The organism is Sphingobacteriaceae bacterium GW460-11-11-14-LB5 (assembly GCA_002151545.1).
In the GTDB taxonomy this organism is placed as follows: Bacteria; Bacteroidota; Bacteroidia; order Sphingobacteriales; family Sphingobacteriaceae; genus Pedobacter.
Window position 1 is genome coordinate 1679835 of sequence record CP021237.1, and the last position, 15415, is coordinate 1695249.

Below are 15415 nucleotides of genomic sequence, written 5' to 3' on the forward strand. Positions count from 1 at the left end.
CATAAAATAATACCAACTAACCAACCACAAAACCAAAATGAATAAATTATTGAATACCGGTCTGCTTTTTTTATGGATGTGTTTGCCAAACGTAATCAGGGCACAGCAAACGGAAACGACCAAATTAATCATGGACAGGATAATAAACGATCTTAAAAGACCGGCAAAATCTGTTGATGTCGCAGCTGCTGTAAGTTTGAAGACGATACAAGCTGACGGAAGCTGGAAAGATATTCCCTATCAGGATAAGGAGATTACCAAATGGCAACCTGCCAGGCACCTGGTTAACCTTGAAAACCTGATACAGGCTTATGTTGGAAAAGAAAGCCGCTACTTTGAAGATGAAAAAGTATTTGATGGCATTGGCAGGTCATTTCAATATTGGTACGATCACGATCCCAAAAGCAGCAACTGGTGGCACAATGAAATAGCTACGCCACAGGCCTTGGGCGAAATGCTCATTATGATGCGTTATGGAAAGGAACATTTAGATGTGAACCTCGAAAATAAACTGATTGAGCGGATGAAACGTGGAGATATTGGAAAGCAGACCGGAGCTAACAAAACAGATGTAGCTTTACATTATTTTTATCGCGCACTGTTAACGAATAACCAGGATTTGCTTCGTTTTTCTACCGATCAGCTTTTCGAGCCTATCCAGTTGGTATACCGTAAAGAAGGCCTTCAGTACGATTATTCCTATCTGCAGCACGGGCCACAGCTCCAGATATCCAGTTATGGTTCTGTGTTTATCACCGGAGTATTAAAACTGGCTAATTATGTAAGGGGAACTGAGTACGGCCTGAACGGTGAAAAACTGGAGCTGTTCTCGAAATATTACCGCAATAGTTATTTAAAAGCAATACGTGGAAGTTATATCGATTTTAATGTAGAAGGCAGGGGAATAAGCAGACCTAACATCCTGGATAAAAGCAACGAACGAAACAGGCTTCTGGTTGCACAGTTACTGGATTTTAAAAATACCAGCGATTGGAATGCAGCCATTGCAAGGACCGAAAATAAAGAAACGCCAGATTACAAAATACAACCTTATCATCAACATTTCTGGAACGGAGATTACGTTCAGCACGGCAGAAGTACTTATGCCTTTAATGTACGGATGGTTAGTAAGCGCACCAAACGAAGCGAATCGGGCAATAAGGAAAATCTTTTGGGTAGATACCTATCTGATGGAGCCACCAATATACAATTGCGGGGCCCCGAGTATTATAATATTATGCCTGTATGGGAGTGGGACAAAATACCGGGCGTTACCAGTAGAGATTATCTGGTAGACCGGCCGTTAACCCAATTCTGGGGAGAACAGGGTAGCAATGATTTTGCAGGTGGTGTATCTGATGGTGTATATGGTGCCAGTGGGTATATGCTGGATTACGATAGTTTACAGGCAAAAAAATCATGGTTCTTTTTTGATAAAGAGATTGTTTGTCTTGGTGCAGGTATAAACAGTAATGCGCCTGAATCGGTTACGACGACCGTTAACCAATGTTGGTTGAATGGAGAGGTGCTGGGTGCTGATCATGAGCAAATTGCTGGCGGGAAGGTTGCTGTGTTTAACGATAAGCACCCCAGCTGGTTGCTGCACGATGGAGTTGGTTATTATTTCCCTGAGCAAAACAACCTTACTTTGAGTACCGAAACCCAAAAGGGGAACTGGTACCACATTAATAATGCCCATGCTAAAAGCGATGTTTCGGGGCAGGTTTTTAAATTATGGATAAATCATGGCGCTAAACCTGTCGATGCCAAATATTCTTATATCATTTTACCTGGTATAACTAAAGCAGGAGAACTCAAAAACTTTAAAGCCAGTGATCTGATTATTGTAGCCAATACTGAAAAAATACAAGCAGTTTACCATAAAGCCTTAGACATTTTCCAGGTTATATTCTATCAGGCAGGCACCATAACTTTGGCGGGAATGGAAATCAGTACAGATAAAGCCTGTGCGCTAATGGTTAATCATGTTAATGGAAACCAGCTATGGTCAGTTGCTGATCCTTTGCAAAAAGAACTTTTGATTAATATGATTTGTAAAGATGTTAAAACAGGAAAGATAAAAAAACTAAGCGCTGAACTTCCACAGCGGGAACTTGCTGGCTCAACAGTTTTATTACACTAAGACTTTTTCTGAAAAAATCGGTTAATTATGCGCATTAGCCACATGTTAACTTATTATTACCCTTATATAAATTAATTTATACCCCTCGTTTCAGTCGGTTGCTTTGCAAATTTGATGGATTAATCTGCGGATTGATGATGAGAAAACCAAATTTAAACAAATGAAATATGAGAAAGATTTACCTCTTTTTAATGTGTATGATCTACGCCCTCGGTGCCTTTTCACAAACCCGAAAGGTGGAAGGAACGGTGACCGAGCAGGGATCGGGGATAGCCCTTGTTGGGGTGAGTGTATCGGTAAAAGGAACCAAAACTGGGGCCTCTACCGATAAGGACGGTCATTATGCCATTCAAGTCTCCACCAAGGAGAAAAGCACGCTTGTTTTTAGCTATGTAGGCTATCTTCAAAGAGAAATGCCGGTGGGCGATAAGGGCGTAATCAACCTGAGCCTCGCCTCTGACGAAAAAGCACTGGGCGATGTAGTGGTGGTTGGTTATGGAACAAGTAAAAAGGGCGATTTAGTAAGTTCAGTCGGGCAGGTCGATATGAATGATATGGCCAAAGCACCTGTTCGTTCCATTGATGAGTCGCTTGCAGGACGTGTAGCTGGTGTGCAGGTTAATTCTTCTGACGGCCAGCCTGGATCATCCGTAAATATTGTAATCAGGGGTGCGAACTCCATTACCCAGAACAATAGTCCGCTTTACGTGGTTGATGGTTTCCCGATTGAAGGCTTTAACCTGAATGTATTCGATCCACAGGAAGTAGAATCTATTGATGTGTTAAAAGATGCCTCAGCCACGGCTATTTATGGAGCAAGGGGTGCTAATGGCGTAATTATGATCACCACCAAAAAAGGAAAGATGGGTGCACCAGTTATCTCTTTCAGTCCAACGGTAAGTTTTGATAACAATATTAAAACCATGGAGCTGATGAACAGTTACGATTTTGCCAAAATGCAGCTCGAGCTGGTTCCAGGTGCACCAGGTTCGGCAAACGATCCTACACCGATTTATATCTTACTCACCAGACCCGGTAAAACCCTTGAGGATTATCGAAACGCACCGGCAACCGATTGGCAGTCGCCTTTTTTTCAAACCGGTTTAAGGCAAGATTATTCGCTTGCCCTTAGGGGAGGAACTGATAAAACCATTTATGCTTTATCTGGTAACCTGAACGATCAAAAAGGTACCATTATCAATACCGCCTACAAAAGATATCAGGGGAGGATAACCCTCGATCAAACCTTAAGTAAAAAAATAAAAGTGGGTGTAAATGCCAACTATGCTTATTTACTTCGTTCAGGAAATTCGGCTGCGCAAGGCACTGGTGGTAGTGGAACAACCAATATTTTATACAGTGTATGGGGTTATAGTCCGCTAAGTGAGCTCACCGAAGATGAAGCTATTGATGAAACCACTGCCAGCGGTGTAGATTATAAGTTCAACCCGATCATGAACCAGAACAACCTGCTTCGGAATAATAAAACACATAACTTAAATGTAAGCGGGTATTTTGATTATGCCATTACCGATAATTTAAAACTGAAAATAACTGGTGGGATCAATAATACCAGGGTAATTAGCGAAGAATTCAATAATTCTAAAACTTATCCCGGAAGCCCTAATACCACGCCTGGCAGAACCAGCGGTGTAAATGGATCTATTGCCGAAGCCAATACAAACAACTGGTCGAATGAAAATACCTTAACCTGGACCAAAACCTATAATAAAAGCCATAACCTGAATATTTTAGGCGGTTTTTCTACACAGGGCAACACCAGTAACGCTTTTGGTTTCGGGGCTACATTTTTGCCAAACGAAAAATTAGGTCTTAGTGGTTTAAACGAGGGGATTCTGAATCCGGTAACGATAGCAACCAGCTCATTATGGACTTTATCTTCTTTTTTTGGAAGGATTAAGTATAATTTTAAATCTAAATATTACCTCGAAGCCTCTTATCGCGCTGATGGTTCTTCTAAATTTGCCGATGGCAATAAATGGAGTTATTTTCCTTCAATCGGTGGCTCATGGCGTTTTATTAAAGAAGATTTTCTTAAAAATAGCAAAGTATTATCAGAAGGTAAATTACGGGCCAGTTTCGGAAAAACAGGTAACAATAGGGTAAATGATTTTGCTTACCTCTCTTCTAATGATGTAGTGCCTGGAAACTCTTACCCATGGAACAACAGTTATGTAAGCAGTATTATTCCTACCTCACTGGGCAATCCCAAAGTAAAGTGGGAAACTACCGATCAGTACGATGCGGGCGTTGACCTTGGTTTTCTGAAAAACAGAATTTCCTTAACTGCTGATGTGTACAAGAAAAACACCAAAGATCTTTTGCTAAGGGCAACATTGCCTACCTCATCAGGCTATACAAGTGCATTTAAAAATGTAGGTGCTGTTGCTAACCGCGGTCTAGAAATTAGCCTGAGTACAATAAATATCAGCAACAAGAATTTTCAATGGAACAGCAGTTTTAATATCTCCTTTAATAGAAATAAGGTTTTGGCACTTGCCGAAGACCAGCAAACTTTACTTTCGACCACAAATTGGGATAACGCTTATACCAATATCCCTTCTTACATTGCGAAAATCGGCGAGCCTTTGGGGCTGATGTACGGGTTTATATGGGATGGCGTATACCAGTACAGCGATTTTAACCGGACCTCAACAGGAGAGTACCTGTTAAAAGACAATGTGCCCGCTAATGGCAGTGCCCGCCAAAACATTCAGCCCGGAGATATCAGGTACAGAGATCTTAACGGCGATGGGAATGTAAATGCCTCTGATTATGCTGTTATCGGAAATAGTTTGCCGCTGCACACCGGTGGTTTTAGCAATAATTTTACCTATAAACAATTCGACCTGAATGTTTTCTTTCAATGGTCGTACGGTAATGATATTCAGAATATTAACCGGCAGGTTTTTGAAGGAAATGCACTAGGTAAAAGATTTCTGCAGCAATATTCAAGCTATACAGACCGGTGGTCGCCAGAAAATCAGGCATCATCTAATTACCGGACCGGTGGTTTCTCTGTTGCAGGTTATTCATCCAGAACCATTGAAGACGGATCGTTTCTCCGTTTAAAAACGGTTTCACTAGGTTATAATATTCCTAAACCGTTGTTAGATAGGGTGAAAATTAAAACTGCACGTATTTTCGTATCGGGGCAAAACCTCTACACCTGGACTAAATATACAGGATTAGACCCTGAGGTGAGTACTTACAGCTCGGTGCTTACCGGTGGCTTTGATTATAGTGCCTATCCAAGGGCCAGAACCATCGCTTTTGGCGCTAATGTTACTTTTTAAGAACGGAAGACATTCACAGAAATTCAATTGACATGAAAAAGATATTATATTTTCTCCTCATTATATCTACAGGTTTAGGCTCCTGTAAAAAGTTTTTAGCTACGGTACCGACCGACAATCTTTTGCCGGAAGAATACTACGATTCGGAAGCGAAGTTACTTAATGCGCTGGCTGGCGTGTATTATCCATTAGAAACCTCAGCGTTGTATGGGAATTTCCTTAGCAGTGATTATAATATTTCTGATGAAGCATTTTATCAGCGAAGTGCGCAAACTACTGGTGTATCGGTTTATAATTTCGACTATTCTGATGCCAGCGTTGCCGCCTTGTGGCAGCAGTGTTATGTTGGTATTGAACGGGCAAACATGCTTATTGCCAATATCAATGTGGCCAATATTGCAGAGAACAAACGTGCGCCGATTTTAGGAGAAGCGCTCTTTTTAAGGGGCTATTATTATTTCTTACTGGCCAGTAACTATGGCGATGTTCCCCTTAAAACCCTACCTACAAAATCGCCCTCAGCAGAAGATGTACAGGTTCCGCGTACACCATTAAAACAGGTATATGCACAGATACTTGAAGATATGACCAAAGCCGAAGGATTGACCAGTAAAATAACTGATCTGGGCTTTAGCGGCAGGGTAAGCAAAACCACTGTTGAAGGTATATTGGCCAGGGTTTGTCTGACTATGGCTGGTGCTCCGCTTAAAGACGAATCTAAATATGCTGATGCCAAAGCCTGGGCTTTAAAAGTGAAAGAATCAGGCGAACACCGTTTAAATCCAAGTTATAAACAGCTTTTTGTAAACATGCATCAGGATTTGTACGACATTAAAGATAGCATGTGGGAAGTAGAATTTAAGGGTAATGGTGCCGATGGATTGGGCTCTAATGGCAGGGTAGGCAGTTTAGGCGGTATTCAAATGCAGGTTGCAACTGGTATAGGGCTGAAAATCGGATACAGTTATGGCTTTTTGCATACCACCGCAAAACTCTTCAACCTTTTTCAGCCGGGAGATTTAAGAAGAGATTGGAACCTTGCACAGTTCAATTATATTGCCACTTATCCCGATCGATACTACTATAACTATTATACGGCTGCCCAGATATATAACCGCGACGCCGCTAAATTTAGAAGAGAAGCTTATGTGCTGGATAACAAAAACCAGAATACCACACCGATCAATTATCCTTTATTGCGGTATTCGGATGTATTGTTAATGCTTGCTGAGGCAGAAAATCACCTTAATGGACCAACAGCCTTAGCCTACGATGCCATTAACCAGGTTAGAAGAAGAGGATATGGAGTAGATGCGGCAACTGCTGGCGCAACCGTTTCAGTGGTAAACAACATGACGTTAGCTACTGCAGGAAATACCGGATACCTCACCACGGTGAATAATATTCCTGTAACATTATCAGGCGGTGGTGGTACGGGTGCAACTGCCGATGCAACGGTTTCGGCCAGTACAGGTAAAGTAATCGCTCTTGCTGTACTTAATCCAGGCAAAGGTTATACTGCTGCTCCAACGGTAACCATTGGGATGCAATGGCTAAGCAATACAGATTATGCGGTGGGTACACAAATCTTTAATGGAAACAATGTTTATACGGTTACAACGGCTGGTAAATCTACTGCGACGGCACCGGTACAAACTTCAGGGGCTTCTGCTGCGGCAACAACCGGAGCGGTATTTACCTGGACTGGTACACGGGCTACTGCTACGGCTACTATCGCAACAACAGCGGTTGATCTGAGCGGATTAAGCCAAAGCAGCTTTCAGCAGGCCATTGAAGATGAACGTTCGAGAGAATTGTGTTTTGAGGCACTGAGAAAACCCGATCTCATTAGATGGGGTAAGTGGGTTGAAACGATGAATAGCATTGGCGCTGAGATTAGGGCAAACGCTGGTGCTACTTTTTCTTACGGTGGTTTGGCCGGTTCAAACGTATTATCCAAACATCAACTGTTCCCGATTCCGGCAGCAGAAATTACGGTAAATAAGCAGGCTACCCAAAATCCAGGTTGGTAAATTTTAAATAGAAAAGATCATGAAATTATTAAATATCATCATGTTAGCAGGGGTACTAACTTTGGCCGCATGCGAAAAAACGATTGAGTCAAAACCAGTTGTTTTTGATGTCTTCAGTACAAAAACTAATGGCCAGTCTACCGCTACATTTAAAACAACAGACACTATTGTTTATCAGTTGAGTGGCAATGCCGATATCATCACTTTCTATTCCGGAGCAATAGGTCAGCGATATGCGTTTAGGAACAGGACCACAGCAAATGGTACGCCTCAGCTTCAATTTAGTTCGCTGAGGGCTAATGGTACACAAACAAATTCTATACAGTTACTCATCTCTTCTGATTTTAAAGGTGTGGTAGCCAAATCGCAGACCATTACAGGTGTGATTACCAGGGATACAGCGGCAACTAATGCAAATATTGCGGCTGCAGGCTGGACAGATATTTCGGCCCGGGCAACATGGTCAGCAGGAGGAATAACAGCAACGGCATCTGGTATCATCAACCTGTCTGATTACGCCAAACAGGAAAAACCAGTGTTTATCGCTTTTAAGTACAATGCTGCTGCAGGTAGTATCCAGAATAAATGGACGATTACCAATTTTTCACTAAATAATCTTTTGGAAGACAACACCATTTATACACAGGCTAATTTTGCCGCTTCCAATCAGTCTATCACTAATTATGGTGTAAATACCCCGGGTTTAGGCTGGCTTAGCATACTCGATGAAAAAGTGAATGCAAACAAGTACGCCTGGGTGTATACTACCGGTGTTGGAACGGCTGGTTCGCTGGTCATTACAGGTGCTTCAACGGTGGCTACGGCAACGGCTTCTGCTGAAGCTTGGGCCATAGTTGGTCCGGTCGACCTGCGAAAAGTAACGCCTGATGCAGGGGTGGGAATCAAAGATATTACGGCTAAGGTAGCGAGTTATACTGCTGCAACTGTATACCCAGTAGGTAATTACAAGCCAACTTTTGTAGCGACTAATAACACCGTTGATGGAACTTCAGCTGTTGTAAAAGAAATCCCTTTAACAATCATCGCTCCCTAGCCCAATATTCATCATAATCTTTTTTTGAAATTTAAAAATATTACATCTATGAAAAAAAAATATTTTAATAACAGGCAATTGGCTTTTTTCCTTACCCTGTTGTTAATGGTTGCAGTTAGCGCCTCAGCATTTTTATCGCTGTCGCCAAAAGAAGAATTGATCAGGAAAGATTTTAGCGTAGCCGAAGAGCAGTATAAAACCTTACTTAAAACCTCTACCGATCTGACCAGTTTTCCGAGGACAACCAAAAAAGATGGAACGGTTAAAGGAACTGATGTTTGGGATTGGACAGGCGGCTTTTTTCCGGGCGGTTTATGGTATATTTATGAGTATACCAAAAAGCCGGAATGGAAAGCTGCTGCTACAAAATGGACCGAAGCATTAGCACAGGGACAATTTATAACCAAACACCATGATGTAGGTTTTGTAATGTATTGTTCTTACGGCAATGCCATGCGTTTAGAAAAAGATCCGCAAAAATTAGAAAAATACCGTAAGATCCTGATCCAGTCGGCCGAATCTGCACTTACACGTTTCGATCCTAAAGTTGGACTGATCAAATCCTGGCAAGCTAAAAAATCATGGGACAATAAAACCACCTGGCAATATCCGGTAATTATAGATAATATGATGAACCTGGAAATGTTGTGTTATGTTTCGAAAATTACAGGTAACCCTAAGTACAAAGATGTGGCCGTAAGCCATGCATTAAATACGATGAAAAACCACTTTCGTCCTGATTTTAGCACTTATCATGTGGTCGATTATGGTGTCGGAGGCAAGGTGCTGCATCAACAAACTAATCAGGGTTATTCAGATAATTCTACCTGGTCTAGAGGGCAGGGATGGGCCATATATGGCTTTACCATGATGTATAGGGAAACAAAGGATAAACGCTTTTTGCAGGCAGCAGAAAAAGCTGCCGATTTTTATCTGGGGCATCCTAACCTGCCAAAGGATAAGGTTCCGTACTGGGATTTTAATGTTGGCGAGAAAGGTTATACACCAGATTGGGATTATGCCTCACGGAAACTTTCATATATCCCACGTGATGCCTCAGCTGGTGCTTTGGTAAGTTCGGCCTTGTTAGAATTGAGCACATTTTCTGCACAGGGGAGCAGGTATTTTAAATCAGCAGAGCAGATGCTCGAATCGCTTTCAGGAAATGAGTATTTGGCAAAACCAGGTGCTAATTCGGGCTTTATCTTAAAACATAGTGTGGGTAGTTTTCCTCACAACTCCGAAATCGATGTTCCGCTTATTTATGCTGATTATTATTTTCTGGAGGCCTTGTTGAGGTACCAAAAACTGAAAGGACAATCACCCGCACTCAGCGAAACCGGAAAGGCAATCAACTCATCCAATAAATACCAGAAGTAGGTTAGTAGTTATAGTCACTTCATCACTTTAAAAGATAGCAGTCATTAAAAATGGCTGCTATCTTTTTTTTATTTAATAATTGCCAGATTGGTTAATGCCTGCTTTAAGGTTAAGTATACCGTAATCATTGGTGTAAACTCCTCCATTTGCGGCATTAAAATTAGCAACATTAAGGTTATTCCCCGCAAAACTAATGGTTCCATTCGTTACCAGGTTCCCTTCAATGCGGAAAGAATATTCAGTACCTGTGGTATTATCGCGGTAGTAACCTATTCCATGATAAATATCATTAACATTAGTGCCAATATTAATGGTATTGTTGAGTACAATAACATTGTTTAAATACGGATACGCGGGCGTATTTGCATATTCGTAAAGTAGAATCCCTGAGGTATTAAAAGTATTGCCAGAAATGGTTACCTGTTGTCCGTTTCTTGCTTTTACCGCACCACCATCGGCGTTTGGCGGCCACCCTGAAATCGTATTGCCGCTTATTGTTAAACCATTAAAGCTATGGGCATAGATGCCATGGTCGGTTTGTGCTAAATCGGTGTTTAAAGCGGGGTTTCTATTGGCTACATTGTTGATGATCAGGCTATTGCTTTCGCTGTTGTCGTTAATTGCAGTAACAAAATAACCCGTTGTGCCGCCATTGCCAAAGGTGCAATTTAAAATTTTACTGTTAGTGGTGCTTTTTAGCCAGATCCCTCTTCCACTATTATTCTCCCTTCGTGAAAAAGTACAGGTATTGATCAATGAAGAATCGGTATCACTGAATTGAAGGTAAGCATCCGAATAATAGCTTTCAGTGGTTCCAGCCTTTCTTCTTCCATAATCAAAAATGCAGTACTTAAAGGTTACTTTAGCCGCATTGGCTATTACGAACCTGTAATTCCAAAAAGTGATCCCCGAAAAAACACAGTTGCTTAGTTCTGTTCCATAACTTGCAGCGAGCAGGTCGGTAGTGGTTGCTGTAGCATCAAAAATAGGGTTGGTGGCCGTTTTTTTAGCCAATATCACACCGGTTTTCATTACCACTTTACCGGTAATAGCATAGGTGCCGGCTTCTACCCAAACTGTATCTCCGGCTATTGCAGCGGCAATTACCTGATTAATCTGTGCAAGGGTCATTCCGGTGTTAATGGTTAAATCGCTCACCGAACTTGTCTGACTTTCCATCATCGATACCTTTTTTGCATCGAAGGTTGTGGCCTGCTCCTCATTTTCTTTTTTGCAGGATAATAAGAGAAGGCTTAAAGCCAGGCATAGAAATTGGGTTTTTCTTTTCATTGTTTTTTGAGATTAGTATTTGGTTAAGTTTTAATTGGTTGCGTATGGATGGTACACAATGGTTGTGGCTGGCAACCAGGGTGATATACTAATTTCAATGAAAAGCCAAAAAGCATAGGGTCAGGAATCGGTTTAATGAGGGGGATAAATCATCACCATACGCGAAAGGGTAATGTGCTGGTGAAGATGCATGTGTGATGATAATTTGTCTGCATAGCACTTAAATTTGTAACAAGCTTGTTTTAATGCGCTAAATGGAGGAATGGGGTTTGAGTATAGTACAGCTATGGTTCATATTTTGGCTATATTGGAGCTATGAAAAATTTAGCCATGTTTCTGCTATTATCACTCTCTCTTCAGCCTTTATTTGCACAGCAAACGCAAAAGCCAATGCTTTACGGCAACAGTTGGATGGCCATTACCGGAAAGCCGATGGCCGCAACGGCAGGATCGATGATCTTTCAGCAGGGTGGGAATGCCGTTGATGCGGCATGTGCCATGCTGGCTGCCACTTGCACCATGTGGGATACCCTGAGCTGGGGAGGAGAAACACAGGCGCTGATCTATAACCCGAACACAAAAAAGGTGATCGCCATTAATGCCATGGGTGTTGCGCCAACAGGTGCAACTGTAGCCTTTTTTAAAGCGAAAGGTTATAACTTTCCACCGGAATATGGTCCTTTAGCCGCAACTACCCCAGGTACACCCGGCGGACTGATCTACATGCTCAGTAAATATGGCAGCATGAGCCTGGGGCAGGTGCTGGCACCTGCCATGCATATGGCTGCAGGTTATGCCATAGAAGCACAGGCGGCAAACAGTATGGAGCGTGATAAAGAACTAATTAAAACCTGGCCTTACAGTAAAAAAGTGCTGTTGCCACATTTGGGCGAAAAACGTGAAGCCCCGGAAGCAGGAGAGGTTTTTATTCAAAAAGAATTGTTGGCCACGCTAACCAAAATGGTTGAAGCAGAGCAGGCTGCGCTGAAGAAAGGTCGCTCGCGACAAGAGGCTTTAATGGCTGCTTATGATCGTTTTTATAAAGGAGATATTGCACAGGAGTTTGTTCGTGGAAGTAAAGAACAAGGTGGCTTAATCACCATGGATGACCTAGCTAAATGGAAACCGGTTGAAGAAGAAGCACTAAGTACCGATTATAAAGGCATTAAAGTATATAAATTAAAACAGTGGACACAGGGACCGGTTTTACTTCAGGCTTTGAATATATTAGAGAATTTCGACCTAAAAGCAATGGGTTACAATAGCTCAAAATATATCCATACGGTTTATCAGGCCATGAACCTGTCTTTCGCTGACCGTGATTTTTATTATGGCGATCCAAACCAAAATCCTGCTGAGCCGATAAAAGGCCTGTTGAGTAAAGATTATGCAAAACAACGGGCATCGCTTATTCAGACTGATAAAAATGATGCAAGCATTGGCCCTGGCGATCCTTACCCATATGAGGGCAGGAAAAACCCGTACTTAAATCTGTTAAAAAGCAGAGGTTTTAATCCCGATACAGCTAAACGGAACTTTGCACCGAAACACGACCTGGGTAACCATACACCAAAAGAAATTTATGAAGACCGTTTATGGCGGGGAACAACATCGATAGAAGCTGCCGATAAAGCGGGTTGGGTGGTATCGGTTACGCCAAGCGGAGGCTGGCTTCCGGCCTGTATTGCTGGTAATACAGGTATTGGGATGAGTCAGCGCATGCAAAGTTTTGTGCTCGATTCTGCCTTAAATCCCTTTAATGTTGTTGCACCGGGCAAACGGCCAAGGGTAACCTTGTCGCCCTCATTGTTTATCAAAGACGGCAAACCTTTTGTATCGGCAGCAGTGCAGGGCGGAGATACCCAGGACCAGAATTTGCTGCAGTTCTTTTTAAACATGGCTGAGTTTGGGATGAATGTTCAAAGGGCAACCGAAGCGGCTAATTTCAACACCAATCAGCTTTGGCTTTCACTTGGTGGGACTAAAACGAGTGATAGGGAACCAAAGCCCGGTCAGATCTTGTTAAATACCAATACTAAAGAGGAGGTACGTAGTGAACTGAAAAAAATGGGTTATACGCTCAGTTTTTCAGAGCGCACCAGCGGGCCTATTAATGCCATTTATTTTGACTGGAAGCACAATAGTTTGCAAGGCGGATCGAGTAACCATGGCGAAGATTATGGTATTGCATGGTAGGGGATTAATTTAATAAATGATCTGTATCTCCCGCTTTCATTAAGCGCTAAAAATAACACTTTGGTCTTCGGCTCTTTTTGGTTTCGATGTAATAACCGACTGAGATTTCGTGCGATCCGTAATCATAATTGCTCAGTTTGTTGAGGCTGTAATCATAGCCATAGCCAATGCGTAAATTAGATCTGATGAATAATTCGCTGATGAAACCAACGGCGGCTCTGCTGGTTAATCCGCGCTGCAGGTTCTCTTTCGGGTAAATTTTTACCGAAGTGCGATAAACTGCCCCTAACCAGAAACGCTCTTTTACCAGTAGAAAGGCATTTAAATCTAACGAAGTTGGTCCGTGTAAATCGTCTTTAATTAAAAAGGTTGGTTTAAAAACAAAATCATCATTTACCGGTAAGGCCACTCCTGCACTGAGGTAAAAATGCGGTTGAATTTTTACGTTAAGTGAATTATAATCGCCAAATACCGATAAGGGTTTTGATAAGAGGTTATTTGCCGAAAAGCCAATAAAAAACTTCTCATTTGAATAATGGATGCCAGCGCGTATGTCAGGCATGGTCTGGCTTATTGATCCCGTAGGGATGCGGTTATCGCCCATTTCAATAGGATCTAACATACTGCCATTTAGAGAGGCTTGTATTACGCCTACGCCTAAACCGAAAGCAAGGATGTTGGTTTCAGTACGATCGAGTTTTATCCGGTAAGCAAAGTTTGCCGATGCATTCAACGTATTTTGTGCCCCTATTTTATCTTTGGTTACAATCATCCCAATGCCAAGGCTTTCATCATTTACAGCTTCATCAGCCGATATAGAAAGCGTTTGTGGTGCACCCCGAACACCAGTCCATTGTGCTCTGGCAAAAGCCTGGAGGTAAAGCTCTTCCTTGTAGCCCGTGTAGGCAGGATTGATGTACATGCCATTAAAAACATATTGCCCAAACTGGGCATCTTGCTGCGCAAAAACCTTAACAGCTGATATCGTAATGATCAAAACAAAAAATATCCTTTTCAAAATGTTCATGTCTGTATTTCGTTTTATTTACCTGATTACGGTTACATAACCTTTGTAATCTTGCCAGGTGGCTGTTCCATTTCTAACCTTAACCACGTAGAAGTAGGTTCCGTCTGTTAGCCCCGGAGCAGTCCAGTCGTTCTGGTAGTGATTGGATTGATAAACCGTACTTCCCCAGCGATTGATGATCGTTACTTCGTTCGATTCAAAAGATTCCAGGTGTTCAATATAAAAAGTGTCGTTCTTGCCGTCCCCATTGGGCGTGAAAACATTTGGTATTCTTAAGCCTGAAATCTCTTTATTATCGGTTGATGTATTGTTAGCCAGATTAGGATCAAATTCTGTTGCCGTTACAGTGGCGGTATTACTCACCATTCCTGATTGTTTAGATTTTACCCTGATGATCAGTTCGGCAAACTTACCATTGGCGAGTAACGGAATGTTCCAGTTGATGGTTCGGTTTAGCTGATCGTATGTGGCTACTCCATCTGTGGGCTGGGCCAGGTTTTCTAAAGAAAGGTTATCCGGAAGTGCATCTTTTATCACCAGCTGGGTGGCATCATCTGTACCATTATTTCTAACATTCAGGTAATACTCAAAAACCTGATCGCTCACGACAATCTTTGATTCTGATCGCTTTGTTATGGCTACATCTGCAATAAGCTGTGGCAATACCATCACTTCTATTTCATCTGAGATATCGGAGGTACAACCAAATTTATTTACCGTAGCAACTTTATAAATACCAGCGGTTGCCGTAATAAGTGTTGCTTTATTCTGGCCGTTCACTAACACATCATCCTTGTACCATATATACGAAGCTGCCCCAACCGAATTTGCGCGCAAAACCACTGACGACCCTTGCCTGATCGTAATGCTTTGCCGCCCTTTGGGAGCAATCTGGCTTATCGCTGTTTGAATAAAAAACAACATCAAAGCCAATGACAGAAAGGAGGATATCCTTAGCTTCATTGAAACAATAAT

9 protein-coding genes are annotated in these 15415 nt (G+C 42.0%); 6 read left to right on the forward strand and 3 right to left on the reverse strand.

Annotated features, from left to right (window positions below; all coding sequences use genetic code 11):
- Window positions 1–37: 37 nt before the first annotated feature.
- From CA265_06790 to CA265_06810, 5 genes are all read left to right on the forward strand, one after another.
- Window positions 38–2143 carry a chondroitinase gene (locus tag CA265_06790; GenBank protein ARS39373.1) on the forward strand — a complete coding sequence of 702 codons (2106 nt, stop codon included), beginning with the start codon at window positions 38–40 and terminating at the stop codon, window positions 2141–2143.
- A 167-nt stretch (window positions 2144–2310) separates the two neighbouring features.
- Window positions 2311–5460: a SusC/RagA family TonB-linked outer membrane protein gene (locus CA265_06795; GenBank protein ARS39374.1), complete on the forward strand. Its 3150-nt coding sequence runs from the start codon at window positions 2311–2313 to the stop codon at window positions 5458–5460.
- Between the two features lie 32 nt (window positions 5461–5492).
- The gene (locus CA265_06800) at window positions 5493–7493 is read left to right on the forward strand and encodes a RagB/SusD family nutrient uptake outer membrane protein (GenBank protein ID ARS39375.1); all 2001 of its coding nucleotides are present in this window, start codon (window positions 5493–5495) and stop codon (window positions 7491–7493) included.
- Between the two features lie 19 nt (window positions 7494–7512).
- Complete coding sequence (locus CA265_06805) at window positions 7513–8547, forward strand: hypothetical protein (protein ARS39376.1); 1035 nt, start codon at window positions 7513–7515, stop codon at window positions 8545–8547.
- 48 nt (window positions 8548–8595) lie between these two features.
- Window positions 8596–9927: a glucuronyl hydrolase gene (locus tag CA265_06810; protein ID ARS39377.1), complete on the forward strand. Its 1332-nt coding sequence runs from the start codon at window positions 8596–8598 to the stop codon at window positions 9925–9927.
- A gap of 72 nt (window positions 9928–9999) precedes the next feature.
- On the opposite strand, the gene CA265_06815 is transcribed toward CA265_06810, so the two are convergent.
- Complete coding sequence (locus CA265_06815) at window positions 10000–11217, reverse strand: hypothetical protein (GenBank protein ID ARS39378.1); 1218 nt, start codon at window positions 11215–11217, stop codon at window positions 10000–10002.
- A gap of 315 nt (window positions 11218–11532) precedes the next feature.
- Here CA265_06815 and CA265_06820 point away from each other — a divergent pair, with 315 nt between their 5' ends.
- Window positions 11533–13413, forward strand: a complete 1881-nt coding sequence (locus CA265_06820; GenBank protein ID ARS39379.1) for a gamma-glutamyltransferase — start codon at window positions 11533–11535, stop codon at window positions 13411–13413.
- Window positions 13414–13459: 46 nt separating this feature from the next.
- On the opposite strand, the gene CA265_06825 is transcribed toward CA265_06820, so the two are convergent.
- Both CA265_06825 and CA265_06830 read right to left on the reverse strand, forming a co-directional pair.
- A complete protein-coding gene (locus tag CA265_06825; GenBank protein ID ARS39380.1) occupies window positions 13460–14440 on the reverse strand; it encodes a hypothetical protein in 981 nt (326 codons plus the stop codon).
- A gap of 18 nt (window positions 14441–14458) precedes the next feature.
- Complete coding sequence (locus CA265_06830; protein ARS39381.1) at window positions 14459–15403, reverse strand: hypothetical protein; 945 nt, start codon at window positions 15401–15403, stop codon at window positions 14459–14461.
- Window positions 15404–15415 lie beyond the last annotated feature (12 nt).